Below are 24,986 nucleotides of genomic sequence, written 5' to 3' on the forward strand. Positions count from 1 at the left end.
AGGATGACGATGGAGGGATAATGTTGGCCTTGAGCGGGGTTTCTCTTGAATAAGGTGCATACAGACGGCTCCTGCCGTGTCGGAAACTGTCGTATGACGCCTTATTGCTTGAAGATAGATGGCTGATGCAGCTTTCGCTGTGGCTTGAGCGCCCCGCCCATGTCGGGCCAGGGTTGCCAGAGGTCGGGCACCATGAAGCCGGGCAGGGTGGCGCGGATCCAGGCGGCCAGCTCCGGATAGGGTACAGGCTCGCCGTGCCAGTCTATGAAGGCGGCGGGGCGTTGTCCCCACTCGTCGCTCGGCATGGGTACCACCAGTGCCTGCGCCACGGCGGGATGATCCACCAGCCGCTGCTCTATGGCTTCGGGCTGTATGTTCTCGCCCCCCGAGATGAACAGATTGTCGAGCCGCCCCTCCACCACCAGCTCGCCGTCGGCGGTGACATGCCCCTTGTCGCGGGTGTGAAACCAGCCAGCCTCGTCGAGCGGCCGCTCCAGTACGCCCTCCTTGAAATAACCGGCAAACAGGGTGTCACCGCGCACGCAGATCTCATCTTGCTGGATGCAGACTTCCCGCCCCGGCAGCGGTTTGCCAACCACGCCAGCGGCGGATGGCTGGCCGGTGCAGACCTGGCTGCCCATCTCGGAGAGGCCGTAACTCACCTTGGGGGTGAGCCCCATGGCCTTGAGGCGGCTCACCAGTGGCTCGGGGATGGCGGCGCCGCCGAGCAGCAGCTCGCGCAAGCGGGTGCGAGCTGGGTCGAAGCCCTCTGCCAGCAGCCGCCAGAGCTGGGTCGGCACCAGCGAGAGGTGGGTGATGGGCTGGTGTTCGAGGCGCGCCTTGAGGGGCTGACTGCGATCGTCCAGCACCAGGCTGGCGCCTGCCAGAAAGACCCTAAACAGGATGGCGTAGCCGCCGACGTGAAACAGTGGCAGGGAGAGCAGCCAGCCGCACTCTTCATCGAGCAGGATCAAAGACGCCGAGCCCCGCGCCGAGGCCAGGTGGTTGGCGAGGCGATGCACCACGGCTTTCGGGGTGCCGCTGGAGCCGGAGGTGAGGATCATGTTGTTCAACTGGGCAGGCGCGAGCGGCCAGAGCTGATCGGCCGCCGCCAGTTCAGTGTCGAAATCCAGCCGCAGTGGGCACCCACTTCCCGCCTGAATGTCGTCGGCCGACCAGCAGGCGGCCACGTCCAGCTGCTGCGCCAGTTCGGCCTGTCTGGCCGCAGGAAAGGCGGGATTGAGCGGGCAGAAGACGATGCCGCTGCGCACGCAGGCCCAGGCCAGCAGGACGTCCGGCAGGGCGCCGCGTACCACGGCAGCCAGCCGGTCGCCGGCTTTCAGGCCAGCCAGCGCCAGCTGCCGGCAGAGGCTGTTGAGCCGTGCATCCAGCTGCTGATAGCTGAGGGGCTTGTCTGTGTGGATGGCGATGCGCCGGGGAGATATATGTGCCCAGTGACGCACCGGGCAGGGTTCCAGGGGGGAGTGATGGTCAGATGTAGGCAGCATTAAGGCCCCTTCAGTCACGGTGAAACAGGGGCTCCAGCAGGCCAGGATCGGGTTTGCCTTGCTTGTCCAGCAGATCGCTTGCCAGCCAGCGTCTGGTGTCCAGGCCCGGCGCCTGATCCGGCGCCCACTCACCCGCGAGACGGGCGAGCTGGCCGAGGCCGACTCCGGACTCGAAGCAGGAGGAGACGATCACTTTCAGGCGCAGCTCGCGGGCGCGGGCCACCAGGGCCTCGCTGTTGGCCAGCGAGCCAAGCAGCATGGGTTTGAGCACCAGGGCTCTCAGCTGCGGGATGGGTTCCCAGGGTTTGCCTTGTGCCAGCAGCTCGTCGATGGCCACCGGCATGCCGGTGCGGTTTGCCACGAAGGCGATGTCGTCAAAGTTGGCGCAAGGGTCTTCCAGATACTCGATCCGGTTCGAGTCCAGGTGACCGCAGAAGGCCCAGGCCTCCTCGCGGGTCCAGCCCTGGTTGGCGTCCAGCACCAGCTTGAGGGTGGGGATGCGGTCGCACAGCAGGCGGATCAGTGCCAGCTCGTCGCGCATGGGATAACGGGCCACCTTCAGCTTGGCCTTGGTGGGCGTCTGATGCAGCCAGTCCTTCCAGTGTTTGAGCAGCTCCTGGGGGGAGCCTTGAATGAGGGGATAGGGCTCGGGCAGGGTGGCCGTCTGTTCGGGCCAGACCCGCCGCGCACAGTCCAGACCAAATTGCACCGAGGGCAACAGGGGCGCTATGGGCTGCCCCTGAGCCAGCTGCTCCAGACAGCCGAGCGCTTCGGCTTGCGCCTCGGCCAGGGTCTCTCTGGAGAAACCGGGCAGGGGGGCTATCTCCCCCCAGCCCTTGTCGATGCGAACCAGCAGGCCCTCTCGCGCCACCTCCACCTTGCCGTGAAAGGTCAGGGGCTGGGTAAAAGGCAGTTGGTAGCGATAGAGAGCGAGTTTCATCAGGGATTCCGCTTGTATTTGGAGAAGTCGGGACGGCGTTTCTCGTTGAACGCGTTGCGCCCTTCCTGACCCTCTTCGGTCATGTAGAACAGCATGGTGGCATTCCCCGCCAGCTCCTGCAAGCCGGCCTGGCCGTCGCAGTCGGCGTTGAGGGCCGCTTTCAGGCAACGCAGCGCCATCGGGCTGTTCTGCAGCATCTCGCGGCACCAGCGCACGGTTTCGTGCTCCAGCTCGGCCAGCGGCACGACTGTGTTGACCAGCCCCATGTCGAGGGCTTGCTGGGCATCGTACATGCGACACAGGAACCAGATCTCGCGAGCCTTCTTCTGGCCGACGATGCGAGCCATGTAGGAGGCGCCCCAGCCGCCGTCGAAGGAGCCGACTTTCGGGCCTGTCTGGCCGAACTGGGCGTTGTCCGCCGCTATGGTCAGATCGCACATCATGTGCAGCACGTGGCCGCCACCGACCGCGTAGCCGGCCACCATGGCGACCACGGGTTTCGGACAGGTGCGGATGTCGCGCTGGAAGTCGAGTACGTTGAGGTGATGGGTGCCTTCGTCATCCCGGTATCCGCCGTAGTCGCCCCGGATCTTCTGGTCGCCACCGGCGCAGAACGCCTTCTCGCCGAAGCCGGTGAGTATGATGGTGCCGATATGGTCGTCATAGCGGGCATCGGCCAGCGCCTGCAGCATCTCTTTGACGGTGCGGGGACGGAAGGCGTTGCGCACCTGGGGACGATTGATGGTGATCTTGGCAATGCCATCGCCGGACTTGTGATAGAGGATATCCTCGTAACCGGTGGAGCAATCGCGCCACTCTATCGGTGCATACAGTTCTGCTTCCGTCATTGCCTCAATCATCTATTTTTCCTTCTGTTGTAGTGCACAGTGAGCAATCGCGTCATCCGAAACAGGTGCGTACAGCTCCGCTTCCGTCATTGCTTCAATCATGTGCACTCTCTTTTTCTTGTTGGTGATAAGCCCGCAACGCCGGCTCAGGTAAATGGTGTCATGCCGTTTTATGGCGTGTTCACAACCCACTCCCGCAGGAGTTGGGCAAACGTCTCGGGCTGGCTGGCGTGCAGATTGTGGCCGCCATCCAGGGTCAAGTGATTGATATTGCAGCCCTGCTTCACCAACTGGCAAGCCAGCTGATGGAATTTGTGATCCCTGCTGCCGGAGAGCCAGGTCACCGGCAAGCGGGTACCGGCCAGCGGTTCTGCTCTTAGCCAGGGGGCGAGATCCGGCTGCTGGCCCAGCGAGGTGGCGCGCAGCATGCTAGCGACGGCTGTGCCCTCGTTGCCAAGGCGACGAGCTGCCTGGCGGGCGCGGGCCGCCTCATCGAGATCGGCGAACACCCCCTGCCGATACCAGTCGGCCAGCACTTCTGTCAGCGGTTCGCGCTCGAAGCGCCGGGCCCAGCGCTCGTCGTGTTCGATGCGAGCGGCCCGTTCGGCCAGCGGCAGGCCGGGATGGCAGTTTTCCAGCAGCAGGGCCTGCAAGCCGGCGGGGGATCGGCTGGCGTGATAGAGGGCGAGCCGCCCGCCCAGCGAATAGCCGGCCAGTCGGTACTGCTCGATGCCGCGAGCCTTGAGCGCATCGCAGAGCCACTCATGGGCTTCTTCGAAGCCGCTCACCCGCAGATGCTGGTTGTGGCCGTGGCCCGGCAGATCCAGCGCGTGGCAATCCATCCCAGGCAAGGCTTCGATCACCGGCTGCCAGTCGTTGGCATCGCCGAGCAGACCGTGCAGCAGCACCAGGGTTGGCTGGTCAGTGCTAGATGCCACGGATAAGGGTTCCCAAGGCTTTCAGATCTTCGGCGACCTCGCTGCTCGGTACCTTGATTTCAATCAGGGTTACTTTCTTTTCCAACGCCGGGTTTGTCAGGGCTGCGCCGTAGGCCTGCTCGAATTCAGCCAGCGTGGTCGGTGCCCGATAGTGGAGGCCGAACATGGCGGCGGCATGCTCGAAGTGCAGGCCGTGGGGCAGGCAGTAGTAGGTCTCCAGCAGCCGATCGCCGGTGGGCACAGGCAACATGCGAAAGATGCTGCCGCCATCGTTGTTGAGCAGGATCACCACCAGCGGCCGGCTCGACTTGCCGAGCAGGGCCAGGCTGTTGAGATCGTGCAGGGCGCTGAGATCGCCGATCAGCAGGGTCGTCGGCTGCTCGCTCGACTGGGCGAAGCCATAGGCGCTGGCGATCAGGCCGTCGATGCCGGAGGCGCCGCGGTTGGTCATTACCCGGCTCGGTCCCTTGCCTGCTTCGCCGAGCATGTCCATCAGCCGGGCCGGCATGCTGTTGCCGACGAACAGCTGGCCTTGGATCAGGGCGCCCAGCCGATGGCAGACGCCGAGCTCGGAGAAGCGATCGCAGGCGCTGCGGATCTGGCGGGTGGCACTCTGCTGGCGCTCCGCCAGCCGGTGCCAGGGCAGGTGGCGAGTGCTCACCTTGTGGGTCGCGGTGAAGGCGGCGGGCTCGCACACCAGACGGCGGCGCAGCCGGTAATCGGGATCGAGCCGCGCCGGCTGCGGGTCCACCAGCCAGTAATCCTGCCAGGGGTGCTGCTTGATGAACTGGCCGAGCCGCTTGGAGATGAGACGGGCACCGAATTGCAGCAACACTTCGGCGCGAGCCAGTTCGGCCACGAAGCAGCTGTTTTGCAGGGCGAGATCCATGTGGATGAGGTTGCGGGCATCGAAGCGGATCTGGCTCTGCAGATCCGCCAGCAGCGGCCAGCCGAGGCGCTCGGCCAGCTCGGCCACCAGCTGCGCCTGGGCGGGATCCTGAATGCGGCCCGCGACTATGACGCCACGCTTGCCCTGCAAGGCCGCCCAATCCGGCTGGCGAGGGCAGATCTGCTCGTTCTGCTGCCAGGGGCTCCAGGGCTCGCTGGAATGGAGCCAGTCACCGAGGGGGGCCAGATAGTCGCTGAAGTCTTGATATGCGTCGCCGGGGTAGAGCGGTTCCGGGTACATGCAGTTGAAGTGCACAGGCCCCGGCGTCAGCGCCTGCTGGGCCAGCGCCTGATCCACCGAACTCAGCACGAAGGCCGCCGGTATGGTCGGGGTGGGGCTCGGCAGGTTCTGCTGATAGACGGGGTAGCGACCGAAGATCCCCTGCTGATCGATCGCTTGGTTGGCGCCGTTGTCGATAAGCTCGGGCGGTCGATCGGCCGAAAGAATGATGAGCGGCACACCGGTCAGCTGGGCTTCCGCCACCGCCGGCCAGAGGTTGGCCACCGCCGTGCCCGAGGTCATGATCACCGCCACCGGTCGGCCGCTGCCCTTGGCCAGCCCCAGCGCCATGAACCCCAAGCCCCGCTCGTCAAAATGCAGGTGACGGCGAAAACCGGGGTGGGCGGCGGCAGCCATGGTGAGCGGCGCCGAACGTGAGCCGGAGGCCAGCGCTATGTCTCGCACGCCGAGGCGATGGAGCTCTTCCAGCAAGAGGGAAGACCAGACGTGATTGAAGGTGGCATGTTGACTGGCAAACACGGGGCTCGCAAACATGGGGCTCTCGCTGAATGAGGGTCGATGGGAAAACGCTATCCCAGCAGGGAGAGCACGTTGGCGATCTTGTTGTCGAGTTCGGCCCACTCGGCGGCGGGCTCGGATCCCGCCACTATGCCGGCCCCGGCGAACAGTGTGATGGTCTGCGCCGTGATGCGGGCGCTGCGGATGGCGACCGAGAATTCCGAGGTCTCCCGGCTCAGCATGCCGCAGGCGCCGGCATACCAGCCGCGATCATGGGGCTCGAACTCGCGAATGAAGGCCAGTGCGGCTTCGCGCGGGGCGCCGCCCACCGCAGGGGTGGGGTGCAGGGCGTCCAGCAGTTGCCAGTCACAGACCCCGGGGCTGAGTTCGGCCTCTATGTCGCACTTGAGGTGTTGCAGCAGCCGCAGTTTCAGAATGCGCGGCTCGGTCAGGCTGGCGCCCGTGGTGAGCGGTGCCAGTCGGCTGAGGATGTCGGCGTGCACCAGCCGGTTTTCCAGTCGGTTCTTGCTGTCGGCCAGCAGCTCGGCGGCCAGGGCCGCGTCGGTCGTCTCGTCGCCGGAGCGGCGTATGGTGCCCGCCAGCGCCTCGGTGAAGAGGTGGCGCCCTTCCCGGCGGTAGAGCCGCTCGGGGGAGCAGGAGATGAAGCTCTGCTCGGGGGAAAACTGAAAGCCGAAGTGGAAGCAGTCCTGGGCGTGCTGTGCCCACTGCGCCAGCAGGGACCAGGGGCAGAGGTCATCGTCGTGCCGCTGGCGGGAGAGCCGGCTCTCCCGCGACAGTACCACCTTGGGGGTGTGCGCCTGAAAATCGGGCGCCGTCACCCGCTCGACCAGCGTCTGCCACTGGGCTGGGCCCGGGCAATCCTGGCGCTGCCAGACGTGGGGTTGCAACATAGGCAGGGGCGCTTCCGGTTGCAGGGCCGCGAGGGCCGCCTCGGCCGCCTGCAGCTCGGCATCCAGATTGCCGTCGGTCAGCCAGAGATTGAGGCAGAGGCTGACACACTCGCCCCGGCGCACCAGCTCGATGCGGGGCAGCACGAAGCGGCAGGGGCCAAAACCCTGCCAGCCGGGCTGAGCGGGATCGAACGCCAGCCCGCCGTAGTAGCGCGGGCTGTCGTCGTGGGGCTGGCCCGTGTGCGCGCAGACTTGCTGTATGTCCTGCGGCCGGGTCAGCTCGCGAATGCAGCCCAGCGCCACGTATTCGGGCTTGTCGTGCCCTCTGGCATGCCAATAGATACGGGGATAGAGGGTCTGCGCCGCGAGCCAGCCCAAAAAGGAGTCGACCTCGATCGCCACGCGCAGCCGCACGAAGCCGCTGGCGTTGCCGTGACGCAGGGCGTCCAGTTGTTGCTTGATATGGGTCTGAGCCAACATGGATTTCGTCTATGAGCCGATAGTGACGGTCAATCCTGCAGAAGGATGCCGTTGGTTTATGCCAAAGGAGCGATTATTCCTATATATTATCTGCCCATTCGTCCATGTAAATCGCCCGGGGAGCTGACTCCCGAGGGGCCAAGTATACCGAAATCCGGTTCGATAACCCTTAACACGATCAATATCTGATTGTTTGGCCATCACAATATGACAAATACCTTCTCTATCTGGTTGCTGGCGGCGCGTTTGCGAACACTGCCGCTCGCGTGCTCCTCCATCTTGCTGGGATCCGGGCTGGCGGCCAGCCGTGGCGCCTTCGATGGCACTATCATGGTGCTCTCCCTGCTGACCGCCATACTGCTGCAGATCCTCTCCAACCTGGCCAACGATTACGGGGATGCTGTCTCCGGTGCCGACAATGGCGAACGGATCGGTCCCCAGCGCGCCGTGGTCTCGGGCCTCATCACCCAAAAGCAGATGTGCATGGCCATGGCGTTGACCGCCCTGGCCGCCGTGGTGAGCGGCCTCGCCCTGCTGGGCTGCGCCTTCGGTGATCAGTGGCTGCAGATCCTCACCTTCGTGGTGCTGGGCGGCGCGGCCATAGTCGCGGCCATCACCTACACGGTGGGCAAGACCCCTTACGGCTACCGCGGTTTCGGCGATATCTCGGTGTTCCTGTTCTTCGGCCTGCTGGGGGTGCTCGGCTCTTACTACCTGTTCACCAAGACGCTGCAGTGGGATCTGCTGCTGCCAGCCACCGCCTGCGGCCTGCTGGCCACCGCCGTACTCAACATCAACAATGTGCGGGACATAGAGACGGACGCGGTCAGCGGCAAGATCACCCTGGCGGTGCGGCTCGGTCGCAACCGTGCCATCGCCTATCACTGGCTGTTGCTGGGGGCGGCGCTGATCAGTACCATCGCCTTCCTGCTGACCCAGCCCGCCAGCTTCTGGCCCTGGATCTTCCTGCCTGCCATGAAGCCGCTCACGGACGCCGCCAAGACATTGCGCACGAGTTTCGATGGCGAGGTACTGACCGGCGCCCTCAAGAAGACCGCCATCAGCGCCTTCCTGTTCAGCCTGCTGCTCTCCATCGGGCTGGCACTCTCCTGATGGGATGATGATGCATGAAAGGCTCCGAACAGGGGCCTTTTTTGTGGGCATCCCCGCCGGTTTTTCCAATCATTTCAGTCTCATCAAGATCGCCATTTCCCAAACTGCCGTGATCCGGTCGGCAATATTGAGAAATTCTCCGGCCAGCGAGTTGAGTTGTGACGGGCCCCGATTGTAGCGCCAGAGCGATTGCTATAGAGATGTAACCGTATCTGGTTGCATATGTAAAAATCGATGGCGGGAGCAGACTGATGGACAAGTTAGGGAAACACCTGGGATGGGGGCTGATGGCACTGGTGGGCGCCAGTTCGCTCGGCTATATCGCCCTCAACCGGGGCGAACAGATAAACGCACTCTGGATCGTGGTCGCGGCTGTGTGCGTCTATCTGATTGCCTATCGCTATTACGGCCTGTTCATCGCCAAGCGCGTGCTGGCGGTCGACAGCACGCGCATGACACCGGCGGTGCGTCACAACGACGGTCTGGACTATGTGCCGACCGACAAGAAGGTCTTGTTTGGCCACCATTTCGCCGCCATCGCCGGCGCCGGCCCCCTGGTCGGTCCCGTGCTGGCGGCCCAGATGGGCTATCTGCCCGGCATGCTCTGGCTGCTGGCCGGGGTGGTGCTGGCGGGGGCTGTGCAGGATTTCATGGTGCTGTTCGTCTCCACCCGGCGGGATGGTCGCTCCCTCGGTGAGCTGGTCAGGGCTGAGATGGGGCCCACGGCGGGTGTCATCGCCCTGGTCGCCACCTTCATGATCATGGTGATCATACTGGCGGTGCTGGCGATGATAGTGGTCAAGGCGCTCGCCCACAGCCCATGGGGCACCTACACTGTGGCCTTCACCATCCCCCTCGCCATCTTCATGGGGATCTACATCCGCTACCTGAGGCCGGGCCGCATCGGCGAGGTGTCTGTGATCGGTTTGGTGTGTCTCATCTTTGCCATCATCTCCGGTGGCTGGGTGGCCGAGAGCGAGACCTGGGCACCCTATTTCGACTTCGACGGCGTGCAGCTGACCTGGATGCTGGTGGGCTATGGCTTCGTCGCCTCCGTGCTGCCGGTCTGGCTGCTGCTGGCACCCCGTGATTACCTCTCCACCTTCCTCAAGATCGGTACCATAGTGGGCCTTGCCATCGGCATACTGGTGACCCAGCCGACCCTGCAGATGCCGGCGCTGACCCAGTTCATCGACGGCACAGGCCCGGTCTGGGCCGGGGATCTCTTCCCCTTCCTGTTCATCACCATCGCCTGTGGCGCCGTTTCAGGCTTTCACGCGCTCATCTCGTCCGGCACCACCCCCAAGATGCTGGCCAACGAGAATCAGGCCTGCTTCATCGGTTACGGCGGCATGCTGATGGAGTCCTTCGTCGCCATCATGGCGCTGGTGGCCGCCTGCGTCATAGATCCGGGTGTCTACTTCGCCATGAACAGCCCCATGGCTGTGCTGGCGCCGGCAGGCACCACAGACGTGGTGGTCTCCGCCGCCGCCGTGGTGAGCAACTGGGGCTTCCAGATCACCCCCGAGACCCTGACCCGCATCGCCAGCGAGGTGGGTGAGCAGAGCATCATCTCCCGTGCTGGCGGTGCTCCGACCCTGGCGGTCGGCATGGCCTACATACTGCACGGTGCCCTCGGCGGCCTGATGAACGTCGCCTTCTGGTATCACTTCGCCATCCTGTTCGAGGCCCTGTTCATCCTCACTGCCGTGGATGCGGGGACCAGGGCGGCGCGCTTCATGCTGCAAGATCTGCTGGGAGTCATCTCCCCCTCCCTCAAGCGCACCGACTCCCTGCCGGCCAACCTGCTCGCCACCGCCCTGTGCGTGCTGGCCTGGGGTTACTTCCTGCATCAGGGGGTGGTGGATCCCCTCGGTGGCATCAACACCCTGTGGCCGCTGTTTGGCATAGCCAACCAGATGCTGGCGGGCATGGCGCTGATGCTGTGCGCCGTGGTGCTGTTCAAGATGAAGCGTCAGGCCTATGCCTGGGTGGCGCTGCTGCCCACCAGCTGGCTGCTGATCTGCACCCTGTCTGCGGGTTGGGAGAAGACCTTCAGCGACAATCCCAAGCTCGGCTTCCTGGCCATAGCCAACAAGTTCCAGGCCATGATCGACAGCGGCACCATCCCGGCCCAGTACACCGAATCCCAGCTGACCCAGCTGGTGTTCAACAACCGGCTGGATGCAGGGCTGACGGTGTTCTTCATGCTGGTGGTGGTGGTGCTGGCCGGCTTCTCCTTGAAGACGGCCCTCAAGGCGCTGAAAAATCCGCAGCCGACCGCCAACGAGACGCCGTATCAGGCTATGCCGAAACAACCAGGCGCAGCCCGGCCCAGGTCTGACGACGATGCTGACGACGGCGAGCTGGCCCCCAGCCTCAAGTAAGTCAGCAGGCCGGCACCCGCGGGTGCCGGCGCCTCATCGACGGCCTTTAAGGAGTTTGCATGTTCGATACCCTGGCCAAGGCGGGCAAGTATCTGGGGCAGACCGCCAGACTCATGGTGGGTGTCCCCGATTACGACAACTACGTGCAGCACATGCGGCTGACTCATCCCGAGCAGACCCCCATGAGCCACGACGAGTTCTTTCGCGAACGCCAGGATGCCCGCTACGGCGGCAAGAATGGCGGGCGCTGCTGTTAGGAGACGTTGAGGTTTCGGCGCTTGTCGCGATGAAACCTCAATGGCCCCTCATACATCCATCACCGGAGCCCATCATGACGAATGCTGTAGCGGCCACCCTTGATTGAACGGTTTTCTCGGCTCTGGCCGGATATAGCGGACACTGCGACTAGCCCCCTCACCACAGGACTCCCATCATGACGAAGGTCACCCTGCTGACCGGTTTTCTCGGCGCCGGCAAGACCACCTTGCTCAACCACTTTCTGCGCCACCACGCCGACGCCTCCGTGGCGATCCTGGAGAACGAGTTCGGCGCCGCCAACATAGACGGCGCCCTGCTGGAGGGAGGTGAGGGGATAAGCGTGGTCGAGCTCAGCAACGGTTGCGTCTGTTGCAGCGTGCGCGGTGAGTTTCGAGCCGCCCTGAGCGACCTGCTGGCCCGGCGGGCCGCGGGGGAGCTGAGGTTCGAGCGGCTGATCGTCGAGACCACGGGGCTCGCCGATCCGGCCCCCATCATCCAGACCTTCTTCGTCGAAGAAGAGTTGCGCAATGCCTTGCGCCTGGATGCCGTCATCACCCTGGTCGATTGTGAACACATAGGCCGCCAGCTGGACGAGCATCCGGTGGCGGCGGCCCAGATAGGTTTTGCCGATCGCATCCTGCTCACCAAGACAGACAGGGTGGACGGGGCGACGCGGGAGGCGGCCATAGCGCGAGTCCATGGCATCAACCCCAGGGCGCAGATCCTCGACATAGTGCAGGGTGAGTGCCCGGCCGAGTGCTGGCTGGATCTGGATGCCTTCAGCCTGAGCGACGAGCTGGCGCTGAGTTCAGGCCTTCGCATTGTGCGGGCAGGGCAGCAGGGCTTCGAGGCGTTTCGCCCGCTTTCGGCCCGGCCGCGTTCCTGGCAGGATGCCATCTCGGCCCAGCTGTTCGAAGGGGGCGAGCTGGATTTGAAGCAAATCGGCGCCTTCATGGAGCAGTGCATCGAGTTGCATGGCAATGACATGCTGCGCTACAAGGGAGTGCTGGCCATCGCCGGGGAGCCGCGCCGCCTGATAGTGCAGGGGGTGCACAGGGTGGCTGGGTTCGATTACGGCTCTCCCTGGGAGGATACGCCACCTCAATCTCGGCTGGTGATCATCGGCCGCTACCTGCCCGTCGAGGCACTGCGGGAGGGATTTGCCCGGACGCAAGCATGAGGGGAAAAAGCACATGCGCGGATCATTGAAAAAGAAAATCATCCAGGTCTGCCACCAGAAAATTGCGCAGAAGGGGGAGGCGGTGGGCGTCTCCTTCTATGCGTTTTTTGCCAACCGCAATGACGACCCCGAGTTGTTGATGGAGGCGGCGACCTGGTGGATCCAGACCCAGAGGCTCGACCATTTCGAGAAGGCGCGGAAGATCATAGCGCTTGTCGAGGCGATGGAATAATAGGGGAGAATGAAACAAGAAGGGCTCCTGATGAGGAGCCCTTCTTGCTTGCCGCCATGGTGGGCGAGCGGCCTCAGCCGGCTTGCGTCAGTCCAGCCGCGCGGCGGGAGAAGATCAGGCTGTCCAGCAGCCAGATGACGACCATGGAGGCGCCGACCAGGGGGAAGCAGATGCCGAGCAGCACCAGCACGGCGATGGCGCCGCGCATGGGGGGCAGTTTGGCCGGCAGCGGCGGCGCCGCGAGACGACCCTGCGGACGGCGGCTCCACCAGATCCAGAGGCCGCTCACGGCGCTCAGCAACACCATCAGGCAGATGAGCAGCATGGCCAGCTGATGGGGCCAGCCGTAGAGCTTGCCGGTGTGCAGCATGACGCCGGTTTCCACCGTCTTGGCGACCAGGCCGTAATCCTGCCAGCGCACGTCGGCCAGCACCTTGCCGCTGTACTGATCTATGTGCAGGGTGGCATCGTTGCGCGGATCATCGGCGAACAGGGCTATGGTGTAGACGCCGCTCTTGCCGGCCGGCGGCGTGATGCTGTAGCCCGGGGTGACCCGGCGCTCGTTGGCAATCTCCACCACCTGCTGCAGCGGGATGCGGTGCTCGGCCATCACCATCCCCTCGTGTTCCCCGCCATGGTTCATGGCGCTGTGATCGTGGCCTTCCGCACTCTGCGGCATGGCCGTGTCCGCCATCGCCATGGAGCCCATCTCATCGGGCGTGGCCGAGCTCGGCATGGGGGTGCTCTCCATCGCCCAGGGCACAGTTTGAGCGTGGGCCTGGTTCAGGCTGCGGGCAAGCGGTGCGGATGCGGGCACCTGGTTCCACATGGCGGCGGGGAAGCGGTTCCAGACGTTGGCGAACTGATCGCCCCAGAAACCGGTCCAGGTCATGCCGCTCAGCAGCAACAGCAGCAGGAAGCCCGCGCCCCAGAAGCCGACCACGGCGTGCAGATCGCGCCACCAGAGGCGTCCACGCTGGTTCATTCTGGGCCAGAGGATGCCGCCCACGCCCGGCCCCTTGCGTGGCCACCACAGATAGAGGCCGCTGATGAGCAGCACTATTCCCCAGCCGGCGGCCAGCTCGATCAATCTATCCCCTGTGGTGCCGAGCAGCAGCTCGGCGTGCAGGGCGCGGGCCACCGCCTGCAGATTCCATTGGTTGTCCAGGGTGCCGAGCAGGGCGCCGCTGGCGGGATCGAGGAACAGGGTCAGCTCGCGGCCGCCCTGGCGGACGATGAACTGGGCGCTGGCATCCGGGCTGACCGGCGGCAGGTACTTGCTCAGGTTGGCGTCCGGCATGGCCACCATCGCCTTGACCAGCAACTGATCGGCGCTCAGGGTCTGGCTGGCAGGTGTCACCTTCATCAGCTCGGGATACATGAGATTGTCGAGCTGGGGCTTGAACAGGTACACAATGCCGGTGAGGGAGAGCAGGATCAGGAAGGGGGCGACGAAGAGGCCGGCGTAGAAGTGCCAGCGCCAGATCCGCTGGTAGTGACTCGAGTCCCGGTTTTTCATCTCTGATCCTTGCGTTGATGACCAACGTTTCCGCTGGTGGAATGTTCATGGCGGCGCGGATGATAGCAGCAACGTTTTGTTAACTGCAACAGAACATGACGGGAGGGGAGGCCGCTCCATATTGCCTGGGCATCTGCGCCGGCCAGGGGCTGGCTGGCGGTGGGACAAGGGGTTGGCCATGCGCAGTGGCATGGACTTTGTGTAGATAAATCCTTACCTTGTTGCAACATGCCACCGTTTTGGTGCAGTGGGAAAGGATCCAAGGAAGGAGACTGGCGTGAAGTTGCAACCACACGGCCATTTTGAGATGCAGCGGCGCGGACAGGTGCTGATCTGTCAGCCGAGCGGCCCCTTCAACCTGGCGGGGGCCATGGCCTATGAGGCCGCCTTCAGCCGGCAGATAGCGGAATTGCGCGATGCGCCCTGGGGGATCGTCGAGGTGGCGACCGAGTTTGAGGCGGCAGGACCCGAGGTGCTTGCCCGCTTTCGTCGCCAGTTCGGCTGGTGCGCCGTCAATGGCTGCGCCTTTCTGGCGGTAGTGCTGGCAGGGAGCTTCAAGCAATACCTGGCCGATCAGATCTTCAGCGAGCTGCCATTTCAGGCGATCCGCTACTTCGAGCAGACCGACGAGGCGCTGTGCTGGCTGGAGCAGCGGCTGGCCGCCGATCCGGTTCCGCTCACTCCTGCTTGATAAACCATGTGTCCCGCTCGTCGATGCAGTCGGGTTCTCCCATCTCGAACTCGCGGCAGATGAGGGGGCGCACCTCATGGATGCGGCACATCATAAAGAGGAGCGATCCCTTGGTTAACTCAGGTTGATAAACCACTTGTCCCGTTCATCGATGCAGTCGGGTTCGCCCATTTCGAACTCGCGACAGATTAAAGGGCGTACCTCGTAGATGCGGCACATCATGGTGTTGCGATCCAGCGCCGCACACCAGCCATCTTCCAGCCGGTGCATCACGGGCACCTGTCCCTCTATCTCGTCCACGTAGCGATCCGGCACGCCGGTATCGGTAAACAGCATGACTTCGAGGCGGCAGCAGCAGGCTTCGCAGTTCTGGCAGCTGACGTCGGCTTGGGGTTCTCTGTTCATCTGTGTTGTCCATGCCATGGGAATGGCACATGTGCGATAAAAAACAGGCGCCTGTAAAGGCGCCCGTGCTGTGGTTCGTGACGAGTCGGGCAGCTGCGCCGCCCGGCTGCATCGTTAACCCAGTTTGCGGGCGCGGTAGGTGCGCCCCTTGATCTTGCCTTCCTGCAACCGCTTGAGGGCGGCGCTTGCCACGCTGCGCTTCACCGCCACGTAGGAGTACTGCTCGGAGATCTGGATCTTGCCAACATCGGCCCCGGCAATGCCGCCTTCGCCGGTCAGGGCGCCCAGGATGTCACCGGCCCGCACCTTGGTCTTGCGGCCCGCATCGATGGAGAGGGTGGCCATCAGCGGCGCGATCGGTTTGATCTCGCGGCCAATCTCGGCCAGATCCCCTTGCGGGATGGGAGCCTGCTGGTACTCCTCGATAAAGTTGACGCGCTGGGCCTCGTTCGGCTGATACAGGCTCAGGGCCAGACCCTGCTGGCCGGCGCGACCGGTACGACCGATGCGATGCACATGCACCTCGGGGTCATAGGTCAGCTCGAAGTTGATGACGGCGCCCAGCTCCTTGATGTCCAGACCACGGGCGGCCACGTCGGTGGCGACCAGTATGGTGGCGCTGCCGTTGGCGAAGCGCACCAGTACCTGATCCCGCTCGCGCTGTTCCAGATCGCCGTTCAGCGCCAGCGCCGAGAAGCCCTTGGCGGCCAGATGGTCGGCCACGTCGTTGCAGGCCCGCTTGGTGTTGCAGAACACCACGCAGGAGCTCGGCTGGTAGTGGCTCAGCAGCCAGGTGAGGGCGTCGAGGCGTTGGCCGGCCGGCACTTCATACAGCTTCTGTTCGATGGCGCTGCCTTCGTGCAGGGATTCCACGCTCACCTCGACCGGGTTGCGCTGCACGCCGCGGCTCATCTGGGCTATGCCCTCCGGATAGGTGGCGGAGAAGAGCAGGGTCTGGCGGCGCTCAGGCGCATGGCTGATGACTTTATTGATGTCTTCGCCAAAGCCCATGTCCAGCATGCGATCCGCTTCGTCCAGCACCAGCGTCTCCAGGCTGGACAGCTCCAGGGTGCCCTGTTCCAGGTGCTTGAGAATGCGGCCAGGGGTGCCGACGGCTATGTGGGCACCGAAACCCAGAGTGGCGGACTGAGGCGCGGTCGGGGTGCCACCACACAGGGTCACCAGCTTGACGTTCGGCAGAGCGCGGGCCAGACGACGGATCTCCTGGGCCACTTGATCCGCCAGTTCGCGAGTCGGGCAGAGCACCAGCGCCTGCACGTCGACGCGGTTGACGTTGAGCCGGGAGAGCAGACCCAGGGCGAAGGCGGCCGTCTTGCCGCTGCCGGTTTTTGCCTTGGCGATCAGATCTTTGCCATCGAGCACCAGGGGCAGGCTCTGGGCCTGGATCGGGGTCATCTGCAGATAACCCAGACTGGCGAGGTTCTCGAGCAGGGCGGGGGAGAGGTTGAGGCTGCTAAATTCGCTGTTGTTCACAAAAGGACTCTATTTCGGAGAAAACGGGGATGCGCTAACGCTAAGGCCGCGCATTGTACCAGAATGCGGCCTCGGGTGTGGCGGATTTTTGAACGCCTGAGCAAAGGAGCCTGGTGAGGCGCGTGCAGGAAAAAGCGGGCGCTTTCCCGTTTGTGTGCACGGAACAGAATGCAAAACAGCGTCAAAAATAGTGCGACTAAGCCGGCGTCGTTCATCGCAAATAAGATAAACGTTTGTCACTCTGGTTTGATTAAATATTTTTGTCTCAAATTTAACCTGACAGCTACGACGGGGCGGCCAGCGTTTTAAGCAGATGTTGATATTGTGTTGTGATAGGTCTTTCTGGTTGAGGTGTTTATTTGTAACTGGCTGTTTATTATCTGTTTTTATATTTATTGAACAATGATTGGATGCCGCAGTGAGCGTTTAATTAATTTAAAAACGTTTGTATTATCCAACATGCATATTTTTACCGCAGATTGTGATGGCTATCTGATTTTTAAATATGCAAATGTCTATGATGGCGCCGGTCAAAAATAACAATTCACTCAGGTGCTACTGGTATGGAATACGTTCACTTTGTGCTCGGACTCGTGATGGTCCTCGCTCTCGCTTTGCTGGCTAACCGCCACAACTGGAAACAGATCAAACTGCGCTATATCGGCCAACTGCTGGTGGTCGAACTGGCGCTGGCCTGGTTCATGCTGAACTCCGAAGTGGGTCTGGCTGTGGTGGGTGGCTTCGCAGCCGGCTTCACCAAGTTGATGGAGTTTGCCAAACAGGGTACCGACTTCGTGTTCGGTGGCTTGGTCAACGAAGGGGCCTTCTCCTTCTTCCTGATGGTGTTGATGCCCATCGTCTTCATCTCCGTGCTGATCGGTATTCTGCAGTACATCCGTCTGCTGCCCATCGTCATTCGTGGCATAGGTACAGTGCTGGCCAAGATCAACGGCATGGGCAAGCTGGAATCCTTCAACGCCATCAGCTCCATGATCGTCGGCCAGTCCGAGAACTTCATCGCGCTCAAGAACACGCTGCCCCACCTGAACGAGAAGCAGATGTACACCCTGGCGGCGACCGCCATGTCCACCGTCTCCATGTCCATCGTCGGTGCCTACATGCAGCTGATCGAGCCGCGTTACGTGGTGGCCGCGCTGGTGCTCAACATGTTCAGCACCTTCATAGTGCTGTCCCTGATCAACCCGTATGAGCCGGACAACTCTGTCACCGACCTGAAAGCCATCGCCGAGGGCGACGAGCACCACACCCCGAAGAAAGAGAACTTCTTCGAGATGCTGGGCGAGTACATCATGGCCGGTTTCTCCGTGGCCGTTATCGTGGCTGCCATGCTGGTGGGCTTCATCGCCCTGATCGCTCTGGTCAACTACCTGTTCGAGCTGGCGTTTGGCGTCAACTTCCAGTACGTCATGGGCTACCTCTTCTATCCGATCGCCTGGATCCTGGGCATCCCGGGTGGTGAAGCCCTGCAAGCCGGCTCCATCATGGCGACCAAGCTGGTGACCAACGAGTTCGTGGCCATGATGGACTTGGGCAAGATCGCTGCCGAGCTCTCTCCGCGCACCGTCGGCATCCTCTCCATCTTCATGGTGTCGTTCGCCAACTTCAGCTCCATCGGCATCATCGCCGGTGCGGTAAAAGCGCTGAACGAAGAGAAGGGCAACATGGTCTCCCGCTTCGGTCTGAAGCTGGTGTACGGTTCTACCCTGGTGAGCCTGCTCTCCGCCGTGATTGCCGGTGTGATGCTGTAACTCATCCACCCGCACTCACCATGACAAACCCCTGCCTCGGCAGGGGTTTGTTTTTTTCAGGGGGGAGCAAAAGAGCTTCCGGCCAATCCGCGGTCGCGTCGGGTCTGGGCCCGCTCAACCGGCCCAGTGGTTCCAGTAACCGGCGGCCAGCAGGGTGAGGGTGCAAAAGCCGGTCTCGACGGCCCCGCCGCTCTTGAGCGGCCAGCCCGGCAGCCGGTAGCGCCGCTTGAGCGGCCAGAACAGCGGTATGCCGGCGGGGGTGAGCCAGTCCCCCAGCAGGTGGCTGAGGTAGCCGATAATGAGCGCATCCTTGACCCCGGCGGGCAGCAGTTCGGGCACCAGGCTCTGATCCAGCCCCCACACGGCCACGGCCACCGCCAGCAGGCTGTGGGTGAAGCCGCGATGACCGAACAGCCGTGACAATGGCTTGGAGATCCAGGGCAGCCGCTGACCCAGCACGGACTTGGGGTGGTCGAGATCCGGCAACAGGGCGCTGGCCAGTGCGGCGGGTATGGTCTGCCACAGACTGGCATCGGCCAGGGCCGGCGTGAGCTGGAACTTGTGGGCGAGCAGGGTGCAGGTGACGGAAAACAGCAGGTGCCCTTGGGCTGTCATGGTGGCTACGGCATGGAGAAATGGCGGCGCATCTTACCAGTGTCGCGGGCCATTGCAGCAAAAAACCGGGGCCGGCGGACCGGCCCGGTCATTAACTGCGCGGATCTTCCACCTTGGCATCGGCGGGCACCCGTTTTTTGCCCAGCACCATGGCGCGCAGCAGATCGCTGCGGGTGAGGCGGTCGGTCAGGATCACCACGGCGGCATGGACACCGACGGCGGCCATCAGGGTGTTGGCGACGACCCCGTGCAGCTCTTCCATCCAGTCTTCGCCCCAGAAGGCATCCCAGGTGGTGAACCAGCCGGTGGCTATGGTGCCGACCAGCGACAGCAGCAACAGCCAGATCATCAGGGCGCCGAGCGGGTTGTGGCCGAGATAATAGGGGTGGCGGCCCTGCGCCAGCTGGCGCAGGTAGTAACGAATGCGGGCCGGCGTTGGCCACCACTGGCCGAAGCGGGCGTAATGGGGGCCGACCAGTCCCCACAGCAGCCGGATCAGCAGCAGGGCTGCCAGGGTATAGCCGACGTATCTGTGGTTCTTGCTGCCCTCTTCCAGTACGAAGAAGTTGAGCAGGCAGAGGATCACGGTCGCCCAGTGAAACACCCGGATGAGGGGATCCCAGACTTTCACTTCAGACGGGGTTGTCATGGCAAGGCTCCATCAAGGGGGCCGGCGACAGACCGGCCCATGGCTCGGTTATTCGTCTATCTCTTCTTTCACTTTCTTCAGATCGGTCGGGTCGAAGTAGATCTCGACCTTGCGCTTGTCCTTGTCCCAACCGTAGATCTCGTAGCAGTGGGTCTTGGTCACCTTGAACTTCTTGATGTCGTAGCCCATCGCCTTGATCTGCTGCTGGGCATCCGCCTCGCTCAGCCATTGGCTCTTGTCGGTCTGGGTACACTGGGGATCGGCCAGAACGGCGCCGCTGAACAGGGGGATCAGTAACAACAGAGGGGTCAGTTTCATGTGTGCTCCTTGCGGGTGGGTGTGAAACAGCCACAAGGTTAGGGCACCAAACTTAAGGAAAAATTAAGCACAAGGAGGTAGGAATGAATATCCCCGGCTGGATGCCGGGGAGGCCGCAATCAGCTCAGCTTGCCCTTGAGCAGCCACTTGTCGAGGGCGTTGGCGAAGCGCTGCTTGTCGGCGGCGTTGAAGGGGGCAGGGCCGCCGGTCTGCACCCCGGCCGAGCGCAGCTCCTCCATGAAGTTGCGCATGCCGAGCCGCGCCTGGATGGTCTCGCGGGTGTAGATCTCGCCGCGGGGGTTGAGCGCCTCGCCACCAGCATCTATCACCCAGGAGGCGAGCGGTATGTCGCCCGTGATCACCAGATCCCCCGGCGTGACCTGCTGGGCGATCACATGATCCGCCACATCGAATCCCTTCTCCACCTGCTGGGTCTTGATGAAGGGGGAGGGGGGCACGCGCAGCCCCTGATTGGCCACCAGCGTGGTGACGACCTGGGCGCGGTGGGCGGCGCGGTAGAGGATCTCCTTGACCGGGAGGGGGCAGGCATCGGCATCGACCCAGATGGGCATGGCATGGCTTCCTGTGTCTGAAATGAGGCCGCATCTTAACATGGCCGGCGCGGGGCGGCTGCCCCGGGGCTGAGTCAGGCCCGGCTTTCGTGTAAGCTGGGCCGATGAATCGGAACGAGAAGGACGAGCAGATGGATCGGGTGCCCAGTGACGTGATTTATGGCCTGACCCTGGATGGCAAGGGCGGCATGCAGCCGCTGGCGGCGGGGAGTGAGATACCGGGGGATAAACCCGGCTGGTTGCATCTGGATTACGGCAATCCGGAAGCGGCCCGCTGGCTGCTGCAGACCCCGTTGCTCAATGACGCGGCGCGCGAGTCCCTGCTCGGCCAGAGCAACAGGCCCAAGCTGGTGCGTATGGGGGAAACCGTGCTGCTGATCCTGCGCGGCATCAACCACAACAAGGATCACAGGCCCGAAGAGATGGTGGCGCTGCGCATCTATATCACCCCGGATCTCATCATCAGCAGCCGTCGTCGCGCCTTGTTGTCGGAGCAGGACGTGTATGGCCAGCTGAAACTGGGGGGCGGTGCCGATACCCCGGCCGACTGGCTGGTGGAGATCTGTGATGCCCTGACCGACAGAGCGGGAGAGTTTGTCGAGGAGTTGCACGATAAGATCCTGGATCTGGAGGAGATGGTGCTGATGCGCGACCTGCCCGCCAACGGCAGGCTGGCGCTGATCCGCAAGCAGCTCATCATGATCCGCCGCTACCTCTCCCCCCAGCGGGATCTGGTGGCTCGCCTCGCCAACGAGAAGATCAGCTGGCTGGACGAGGATGACAGGCGGCGCCTGCTCGATATCGCCGACCGGCTGCGGCGCTGGCTGGATGATCTGGATGCCGGGGTGGCGCGCACCGCCGTGCTGGCGGACGAGATCAACAACCTGATGGCGGAGGCGACCAATCGCCGGGCCTACCAGATGTCGGTGATGGCGCTGCTGTTTCTGCCCGCCAGCTTCCTGACCGGTCTGTTTGGCATCAACCTGGGGGGGATCCCGGGGGCCGAGAGCCCGACCGCCTTCTGGGTCTTCTGCGGCTCCCTGGTGGCACTGGCCACCGGGCTGGCCGTCTGGCTCAAACACAGACGCTGGTGGTAAGGAGCCGTCATGACCATGTGGCAATCTTTTGGCGTGACCCTGCTGCTGTTGCTGGGCCACACCCTGATCCGCAGCCTCATTCACAAGAGTCTGCTGGCGCTGGCCCAGAGCCGGCAGGTGAGCGAGAACCGGGTGCTCTACGTGGAGCACGTGTTCCACTTCCTGCTCGGCTGCGCCACCCTGCTGATCCTGGCAGGGGTGTGGGGGCTCGACTTCTCCCGGCTGGTGGTGCTCGCCTCCTCCTTCTTCGCCGTGCTGGGCGTCGCCATGGTGGCGCAGTGGTCGATCCTCTCCAACATCACCGCCAGCATCACCATCTTCTTCGCCTTCCCCTACAAGATTGGCGACCGGATCCGCATCCTCGACAAGGACGATTCCGTCACCGGCGTCATTACCGAGATAGGTCTGTTCTACCTGAGGGTGCGCGATGACAACGGCGATCTGGTCACCTATCCGGCCAACCTGATCCTGCAAAAACCGGTCAGGCGGCTGGAGGGCAAGGGGGCGGAACCGTTGCAACCTGAATGAGAAAAGGCTCCCTCGGGAGCCTTTCTTGATCCTGAATGCCGCTCAGCGTTCGAAGAAGCGGTAGAGATGCTCGACCTGGATCGGGCAGTCCGCCACCAGATGCACGTGCTGGCGGGCCTCCTCGATCGAGCCGAAATAGCGGGGGCAACCCAGGGTGTCTGTCAGCTCGTACAACCTGCCATCCTGACCCCTGAACTCCACGATCCAGCCCGGCAGTATGGCATCCTGCAGGATCTCGGCTTCCTTGAAGGCTTGCTGTTGGTAGAGCAGGCGAAGTTCACTGACTGTCATGACGTCCTCCTGTGACTCTTGGCGCCTCTTCAAGTCTAGTGGCTGGGGCAGGGGGCGGCCCGGCTCATTTGGTTGTGTTCAGGCACTCCCAGGCCCAGCGAATGCGGATGAAGGTCTCGGCATCGCCACCGCGATCCGGGTGGTGTTGCAGCGCCAGCTCCCGCCAGCGGCGGCGCACCGTCTCCTGGCTGGCATCTGCGGTCAGCTCGAACAGGGCCAGCGCCTCCGCCCTGTGTCCCGTTCCGTCATAAGCGAGCCAGAAGCGGGTGAGCAGGGCCTCCACCTCCTCCCTGTCGGTCTGCCAGAACACCTGCCAGTCCAGGTAGTAACTGCGCAGAGGCTGGCCGAGGGCCAGCCTCTGGCGAGTATCTGTTGCCCCGGCAAGGGGCTCTAGCCGGATATCCAGGGTGCTGATCACCAGCCACCAGCCCTCGTCATGGAGATCGGCCTGCAGCTGGTAGAGGGCGTTCATGATGAGGAAGTTGACCCGAAACAGCTGCAGCTGCTCATCCTCCGCCAACGTTGGAACCGCCCCCTGCCGGCGCAGGGCGGCCAGCAGCTCGTGCACCTTGTAGCCGCCCCTGGCCTGTTGCAGCAGGGCCAGCAGGGGTGCGAGCAGCGGATTGTGGTGGTGCGACGTCTCGCTCATGAGCTGACTGCCTCCTTCGGTGGTTGCAGGGCGATCAGCAGCTCCCCCGCCAGCGGCGTGACAGGGCCTGTGACTATGCGGGGCCTGGCCTTGCCATCCAGCACGAACAGCGGGATGGCACCGGGATTGGCCGCCTGGTATTGCGCCCAGTCAAACGCCTCGCTCAGGCGGGTCGCCTTGATCTGGCCGCCCCGGCTCAGCAGGCCGCTCAGGCGGGCATAGTTGACCTCGGGACCGAACAGGTTCTGGCGGGCGCGGAAGGTGGCGCTCTCCCGGTTCGCCTTGCCGTGCTGTTCGCTGGAGCGCAGGGAGTAGACCTTCTCCTCGCCATAGAGATGAGCGAAGTGCAGCACGCCGAGGGCGTTGTTGTGACGGTTGGGGGAGAGCGCCAGCACAGTGCTGATGCTGGTGAGCGGCAGGTGCAGCTCGGCATGTTCGGACTGGGGGTTGCCGAAGTAGCAGGGCAGGTTGCTCATGCGCGCCTGGCGGCAAAACTCCCAGGCCGGGTCGCAGAGCTGCACCGGCACCCCCTGCTCCGCCAGCGCCCGGCCTATGGCCCGCGCCACCGAGTTGGCCCCTATGATGAGCCAGGTGTTGGGTGCGCTCTGGCGCATCTTGAGCAGGCCCGCCAGCGGCGCCGAGGTGAGGCTCTGCAGCACCACTGTGGAGATGATCACCGCGAACACCAGGGGCACCAGCTTGTCCGCATCAGGAATATCGGCCTGATGCAGGCTGATGGCGAAGGAGGCGCTGACCGCCGCCGCCACTATGCCCCGCGGCGCTATCCAGCTGAGCAGGGCGCGGGCCCGCCAGGAGAGATCCGAGCCCCAGGTCGAGACCAGGATGCAGAGCGGGCGCGCCACGAACTGCACCACGCACAGCAGCGCCAGCACCATGGGGCCGAGCTGCCAGAGCTGGGCCAGATCGAGGCGGGCCGCCAGCAGGATGAACAGGGAGGAGATGAGGATGACGGCGAGATCCTCCTTGAAGGCCAGCACCTCCTCCAGATCCAGCCCCTCCTGATTGGCGAGCCAGATGCCGAATACTGTGACCGCCAGCAGGCCGGATTCGTGGCTGAGCCAGTTGGAGAGGCTGAAGGTGACCAGCACCAGCGCCAGCACCCCGAACTTGTGCAGGCTGACCGGCAGCCAGTCCTTGCGAATGAGCAGTGTGGTGAGCCAGCCGGCGGCCACCCCGATCAGGGCGCCGACCCCCACAGTTTTGGCCAGTGCCAGCAGGGTGTGGCCGATGAGATCCCCCTGACTGCCGAGGCGCACCGCCTCGAACACCAGCACGGCGAACAGGGCACCGATGGGGTCTATTACTATTCCTTCCCAGCGCAGGATGCGGTCCACTTCCCGGGTGGGGCGGATCACGTTGAGCATGGGGGCGACCACGGTCGGCCCCGTCACCACCAGCACGGCGCCGAGCAGCATGGCGACCCGCCAGTCCAGCCCCAGCAGGAAGTAGCTGGCGCTGCCGATGACGGCGAAGCTGGCCAGCATGCCCACCGAGCAGAGGTTGCGCACCACCTTGCCTATCCCCTTGAGCTCGGCCAGATGCAGGGTCAGGGCCCCTTCGAACAGTATGATGGCCACCGACAGGGAGACCAGCGGAAACAGCAGGTCGCCGAGCAGGGCATCGGGGTCGAGCAGGCCGCTGACCGGGCCCAGGGTCAGGCCTGTGAGCAGCAGAAACAGGATGGCGGGTACTCGCAGCGACCAGGCGAGCCACTGGGCCAGCACTGAGACCAGGGCGATCCCGGCCAGGGAGAGAGCAGTCATGCAGACCTCGACTCAGCTAATGGACTAGGAGGAAGTGTAGCGGGGAAGCTGGTCAGATTGACACCGTTAGGAGGGTGGGGCAAGGGCGGCGGGGATGGGCGCGACAGCCGGCGTCATGGCCGT

25 protein-coding genes are annotated in these 24,986 nt (G+C 63.6%); 9 read left to right on the forward strand and 16 right to left on the reverse strand.

Going from position 1 to position 24,986, the window contains the following annotated elements; translation table 11 throughout:
* Positions 1-101: 101 nt before the first annotated feature.
* The 6 genes from IU367_RS02285 to IU367_RS02310 all read right to left on the reverse strand — a co-directional run bounded on the left by IU367_RS02285 (position 102) and on the right by IU367_RS02310 (position 7,312).
* Positions 102-1,508 carry an AMP-binding protein gene (locus tag IU367_RS02285; protein ID WP_274453340.1) on the reverse strand — a complete coding sequence of 469 codons (1,407 nt, stop codon included), beginning with the start codon at positions 1,506-1,508 and terminating at the stop codon, positions 102-104.
* A 10-nt stretch (positions 1,509-1,518) separates the two neighbouring features.
* On the reverse strand, positions 1,519-2,448 hold the full coding sequence (gene menC, locus IU367_RS02290; protein WP_274453341.1) for an o-succinylbenzoate synthase: 930 nt from the start codon (positions 2,446-2,448) through the stop codon (positions 1,519-1,521).
* Positions 2,448-3,308 carry a 1,4-dihydroxy-2-naphthoyl-CoA synthase gene (gene menB / locus IU367_RS02295; protein WP_420796491.1) on the reverse strand — a complete coding sequence of 287 codons (861 nt, stop codon included), beginning with the start codon at positions 3,306-3,308 and terminating at the stop codon, positions 2,448-2,450. Before menB ends, menC begins: the two co-directional genes overlap by 1 nt.
* A gap of 158 nt (positions 3,309-3,466) precedes the next feature.
* Entirely contained in the window at positions 3,467-4,234 is a 768-nt protein-coding gene (menH, locus tag IU367_RS02300) for a 2-succinyl-6-hydroxy-2,4-cyclohexadiene-1-carboxylate synthase (protein ID WP_274453342.1), read from the reverse strand.
* Positions 4,224-5,942: a 2-succinyl-5-enolpyruvyl-6-hydroxy-3-cyclohexene-1-carboxylic-acid synthase gene (menD, locus tag IU367_RS02305; RefSeq protein ID WP_274454338.1), complete on the reverse strand. Its 1,719-nt coding sequence runs from the start codon at positions 5,940-5,942 to the stop codon at positions 4,224-4,226. Before menD ends, menH begins: the two co-directional genes overlap by 11 nt.
* 50 nt (positions 5,943-5,992) lie before the next feature.
* Positions 5,993-7,312: an isochorismate synthase gene (locus tag IU367_RS02310; protein WP_274453343.1), complete on the reverse strand. Its 1,320-nt coding sequence runs from the start codon at positions 7,310-7,312 to the stop codon at positions 5,993-5,995.
* A 207-nt stretch (positions 7,313-7,519) separates the two neighbouring features.
* Between IU367_RS02310 and IU367_RS02315 the strand changes: the two genes are divergently transcribed.
* From IU367_RS02315 to IU367_RS02335, 5 genes are all read left to right on the forward strand, one after another.
* Positions 7,520-8,425, forward strand: coding sequence for a 1,4-dihydroxy-2-naphthoate polyprenyltransferase (locus IU367_RS02315; RefSeq protein ID WP_043557061.1), 906 nt, complete (start codon positions 7,520-7,522; stop codon positions 8,423-8,425).
* A gap of 251 nt (positions 8,426-8,676) precedes the next feature.
* Positions 8,677-10,812: a pyruvate/proton symporter CstA gene (gene cstA / locus IU367_RS02320; protein ID WP_274453345.1), complete on the forward strand. Its 2,136-nt coding sequence runs from the start codon at positions 8,677-8,679 to the stop codon at positions 10,810-10,812.
* Between the two features lie 59 nt (positions 10,813-10,871).
* A complete protein-coding gene (locus tag IU367_RS02325; protein WP_025325546.1) occupies positions 10,872-11,069 on the forward strand; it encodes a YbdD/YjiX family protein in 198 nt (65 codons plus the stop codon).
* A gap of 176 nt (positions 11,070-11,245) precedes the next feature.
* Positions 11,246-12,250, forward strand: a complete 1,005-nt coding sequence (locus IU367_RS02330; RefSeq protein ID WP_274453346.1) for a CobW family GTP-binding protein — start codon at positions 11,246-11,248, stop codon at positions 12,248-12,250.
* Positions 12,251-12,263: 13 nt separating this feature from the next.
* Positions 12,264-12,482, forward strand: coding sequence for a DUF6500 family protein (locus IU367_RS02335; protein WP_042868861.1), 219 nt, complete (start codon positions 12,264-12,266; stop codon positions 12,480-12,482).
* A gap of 73 nt (positions 12,483-12,555) precedes the next feature.
* Here the strand turns inward: IU367_RS02335 and IU367_RS02340 are convergent, their stop codons facing one another.
* Complete coding sequence (locus IU367_RS02340; protein WP_274453347.1) at positions 12,556-14,001, reverse strand: PepSY-associated TM helix domain-containing protein; 1,446 nt, start codon at positions 13,999-14,001, stop codon at positions 12,556-12,558.
* A gap of 277 nt (positions 14,002-14,278) precedes the next feature.
* Between IU367_RS02340 and IU367_RS02345 the strand changes: the two genes are divergently transcribed.
* On the forward strand, positions 14,279-14,692 hold the full coding sequence (locus IU367_RS02345; protein ID WP_043556915.1) for a hypothetical protein: 414 nt from the start codon (positions 14,279-14,281) through the stop codon (positions 14,690-14,692).
* A gap of 114 nt (positions 14,693-14,806) precedes the next feature.
* On the opposite strand, the gene IU367_RS02350 is transcribed toward IU367_RS02345, so the two are convergent.
* Complete coding sequence (locus IU367_RS02350) at positions 14,807-15,097, reverse strand: YkgJ family cysteine cluster protein (RefSeq protein ID WP_042868866.1); 291 nt, start codon at positions 15,095-15,097, stop codon at positions 14,807-14,809.
* A 114-nt stretch (positions 15,098-15,211) separates the two neighbouring features.
* On the reverse strand, positions 15,212-16,591 hold the full coding sequence (dbpA, locus tag IU367_RS02355) for an ATP-dependent RNA helicase DbpA (RefSeq protein ID WP_043140516.1): 1,380 nt from the start codon (positions 16,589-16,591) through the stop codon (positions 15,212-15,214).
* 563 nt (positions 16,592-17,154) lie between these two features.
* On the opposite strand from dbpA, the gene IU367_RS02360 reads away from it, so the two are divergent.
* Positions 17,155-18,360: a NupC/NupG family nucleoside CNT transporter gene (locus IU367_RS02360; RefSeq protein WP_043140518.1), complete on the forward strand. Its 1,206-nt coding sequence runs from the start codon at positions 17,155-17,157 to the stop codon at positions 18,358-18,360.
* Between the two features lie 114 nt (positions 18,361-18,474).
* Here the strand turns inward: IU367_RS02360 and IU367_RS02365 are convergent, their stop codons facing one another.
* From IU367_RS02365 to IU367_RS02380, 4 genes are all read right to left on the reverse strand, one after another.
* Positions 18,475-18,975, reverse strand: coding sequence for a metal-dependent hydrolase (locus IU367_RS02365; RefSeq protein ID WP_241325677.1), 501 nt, complete (start codon positions 18,973-18,975; stop codon positions 18,475-18,477).
* A gap of 91 nt (positions 18,976-19,066) precedes the next feature.
* Positions 19,067-19,624 carry a cytochrome b/b6 domain-containing protein gene (locus IU367_RS02370; RefSeq protein WP_043140523.1) on the reverse strand — a complete coding sequence of 186 codons (558 nt, stop codon included), beginning with the start codon at positions 19,622-19,624 and terminating at the stop codon, positions 19,067-19,069.
* Positions 19,625-19,672: 48 nt separating this feature from the next.
* Positions 19,673-19,942: a PepSY domain-containing protein gene (locus IU367_RS02375; protein ID WP_042868877.1), complete on the reverse strand. Its 270-nt coding sequence runs from the start codon at positions 19,940-19,942 to the stop codon at positions 19,673-19,675.
* Positions 19,943-20,061: 119 nt separating this feature from the next.
* Positions 20,062-20,514, reverse strand: coding sequence for a YaiI/YqxD family protein (locus IU367_RS02380; RefSeq protein WP_042868879.1), 453 nt, complete (start codon positions 20,512-20,514; stop codon positions 20,062-20,064).
* A 104-nt stretch (positions 20,515-20,618) separates the two neighbouring features.
* Here IU367_RS02380 and zntB point away from each other — a divergent pair, with 104 nt between their 5' ends.
* Both zntB and IU367_RS02390 read left to right on the forward strand, forming a co-directional pair.
* Complete coding sequence (gene zntB, locus IU367_RS02385) at positions 20,619-21,611, forward strand: zinc transporter ZntB (protein WP_103471681.1); 993 nt, start codon at positions 20,619-20,621, stop codon at positions 21,609-21,611.
* 9 nt (positions 21,612-21,620) lie between these two features.
* The gene (locus IU367_RS02390; protein ID WP_042868883.1) at positions 21,621-22,139 is read left to right on the forward strand and encodes a mechanosensitive ion channel domain-containing protein; all 519 of its coding nucleotides are present in this window, start codon (positions 21,621-21,623) and stop codon (positions 22,137-22,139) included.
* 42 nt (positions 22,140-22,181) lie between these two features.
* On the opposite strand, the gene IU367_RS02395 is transcribed toward IU367_RS02390, so the two are convergent.
* From IU367_RS02395 to IU367_RS02405, 3 genes are all read right to left on the reverse strand, one after another.
* Positions 22,182-22,430, reverse strand: a complete 249-nt coding sequence (locus IU367_RS02395; RefSeq protein WP_098980867.1) for a hypothetical protein — start codon at positions 22,428-22,430, stop codon at positions 22,182-22,184.
* Positions 22,431-22,494: 64 nt separating this feature from the next.
* Entirely contained in the window at positions 22,495-23,079 is a 585-nt protein-coding gene (locus IU367_RS02400) for a DNA-J related domain-containing protein (protein WP_274453348.1), read from the reverse strand.
* Positions 23,076-24,863, reverse strand: coding sequence for a cation:proton antiporter (locus IU367_RS02405; RefSeq protein ID WP_274453349.1), 1,788 nt, complete (start codon positions 24,861-24,863; stop codon positions 23,076-23,078). Before IU367_RS02405 ends, IU367_RS02400 begins: the two co-directional genes overlap by 4 nt.
* Between the last annotated feature and the right edge of the window lie 123 nt (positions 24,864-24,986).

Origin of the sequence: Aeromonas bestiarum (assembly GCF_028751155.1) — a bacterium.
Classification (GTDB): Bacteria; Pseudomonadota; Gammaproteobacteria; order Enterobacterales; family Aeromonadaceae; genus Aeromonas; species Aeromonas bestiarum.

Excerpts from the sequence above, each read along its gene's own strand:
- IU367_RS02400 (WP_274453348.1), bottom strand. The coding sequence starts at position 23,079 with ATGAGCGAGACGTCGCACCACCACAATCCGCTGCTCGCACCCCTGCTG.
- IU367_RS02310 (WP_274453343.1), bottom strand. The coding sequence starts at position 7,312 with ATGTTGGCTCAGACCCATATCAAGCAACAACTGGACGCCCTGCGTCAC.
- IU367_RS02285 (WP_274453340.1), bottom strand. The coding sequence starts at position 1,508 with ATGCTGCCTACATCTGACCATCACTCCCCCCTGGAACCCTGCCCGGTG.
- zntB (WP_103471681.1), top strand. The coding sequence starts at position 20,619 with ATGAATCGGAACGAGAAGGACGAGCAGATGGATCGGGTGCCCAGTGAC.
- IU367_RS02330 (WP_274453346.1), top strand. The coding sequence starts at position 11,246 with ATGACGAAGGTCACCCTGCTGACCGGTTTTCTCGGCGCCGGCAAGACC.
- IU367_RS02370 (WP_043140523.1), bottom strand. The coding sequence starts at position 19,624 with ATGACAACCCCGTCTGAAGTGAAAGTCTGGGATCCCCTCATCCGGGTG.
- IU367_RS02380 (WP_042868879.1), bottom strand. The coding sequence starts at position 20,514 with ATGCCCATCTGGGTCGATGCCGATGCCTGCCCCCTCCCGGTCAAGGAG.
- IU367_RS02405 (WP_274453349.1), bottom strand. The coding sequence starts at position 24,863 with ATGACTGCTCTCTCCCTGGCCGGGATCGCCCTGGTCTCAGTGCTGGCC.
- IU367_RS02395 (WP_098980867.1), bottom strand. The coding sequence starts at position 22,430 with ATGACAGTCAGTGAACTTCGCCTGCTCTACCAACAGCAAGCCTTCAAG.
- IU367_RS02315 (WP_043557061.1), top strand. The coding sequence starts at position 7,520 with ATGACAAATACCTTCTCTATCTGGTTGCTGGCGGCGCGTTTGCGAACA.
- IU367_RS02335 (WP_042868861.1), top strand. The coding sequence starts at position 12,264 with ATGCGCGGATCATTGAAAAAGAAAATCATCCAGGTCTGCCACCAGAAA.
- IU367_RS02340 (WP_274453347.1), bottom strand. The coding sequence starts at position 14,001 with ATGAAAAACCGGGACTCGAGTCACTACCAGCGGATCTGGCGCTGGCAC.
- IU367_RS02350 (WP_042868866.1), bottom strand. The coding sequence starts at position 15,097 with ATGAACAGAGAACCCCAAGCCGACGTCAGCTGCCAGAACTGCGAAGCC.
- IU367_RS02360 (WP_043140518.1), top strand. The coding sequence starts at position 17,155 with ATGGAATACGTTCACTTTGTGCTCGGACTCGTGATGGTCCTCGCTCTC.
- cstA (WP_274453345.1), top strand. The coding sequence starts at position 8,677 with ATGGACAAGTTAGGGAAACACCTGGGATGGGGGCTGATGGCACTGGTG.
- IU367_RS02325 (WP_025325546.1), top strand. The coding sequence starts at position 10,872 with ATGTTCGATACCCTGGCCAAGGCGGGCAAGTATCTGGGGCAGACCGCC.
- menC (WP_274453341.1), bottom strand. The coding sequence starts at position 2,448 with ATGAAACTCGCTCTCTATCGCTACCAACTGCCTTTTACCCAGCCCCTG.
- IU367_RS02390 (WP_042868883.1), top strand. The coding sequence starts at position 21,621 with ATGACCATGTGGCAATCTTTTGGCGTGACCCTGCTGCTGTTGCTGGGC.
- IU367_RS02365 (WP_241325677.1), bottom strand. The coding sequence starts at position 18,975 with ATGACAGCCCAAGGGCACCTGCTGTTTTCCGTCACCTGCACCCTGCTC.
- menB (WP_420796491.1), bottom strand. The coding sequence starts at position 3,308 with ATGATTGAGGCAATGACGGAAGCAGAACTGTATGCACCGATAGAGTGG.
- IU367_RS02375 (WP_042868877.1), bottom strand. The coding sequence starts at position 19,942 with ATGAAACTGACCCCTCTGTTGTTACTGATCCCCCTGTTCAGCGGCGCC.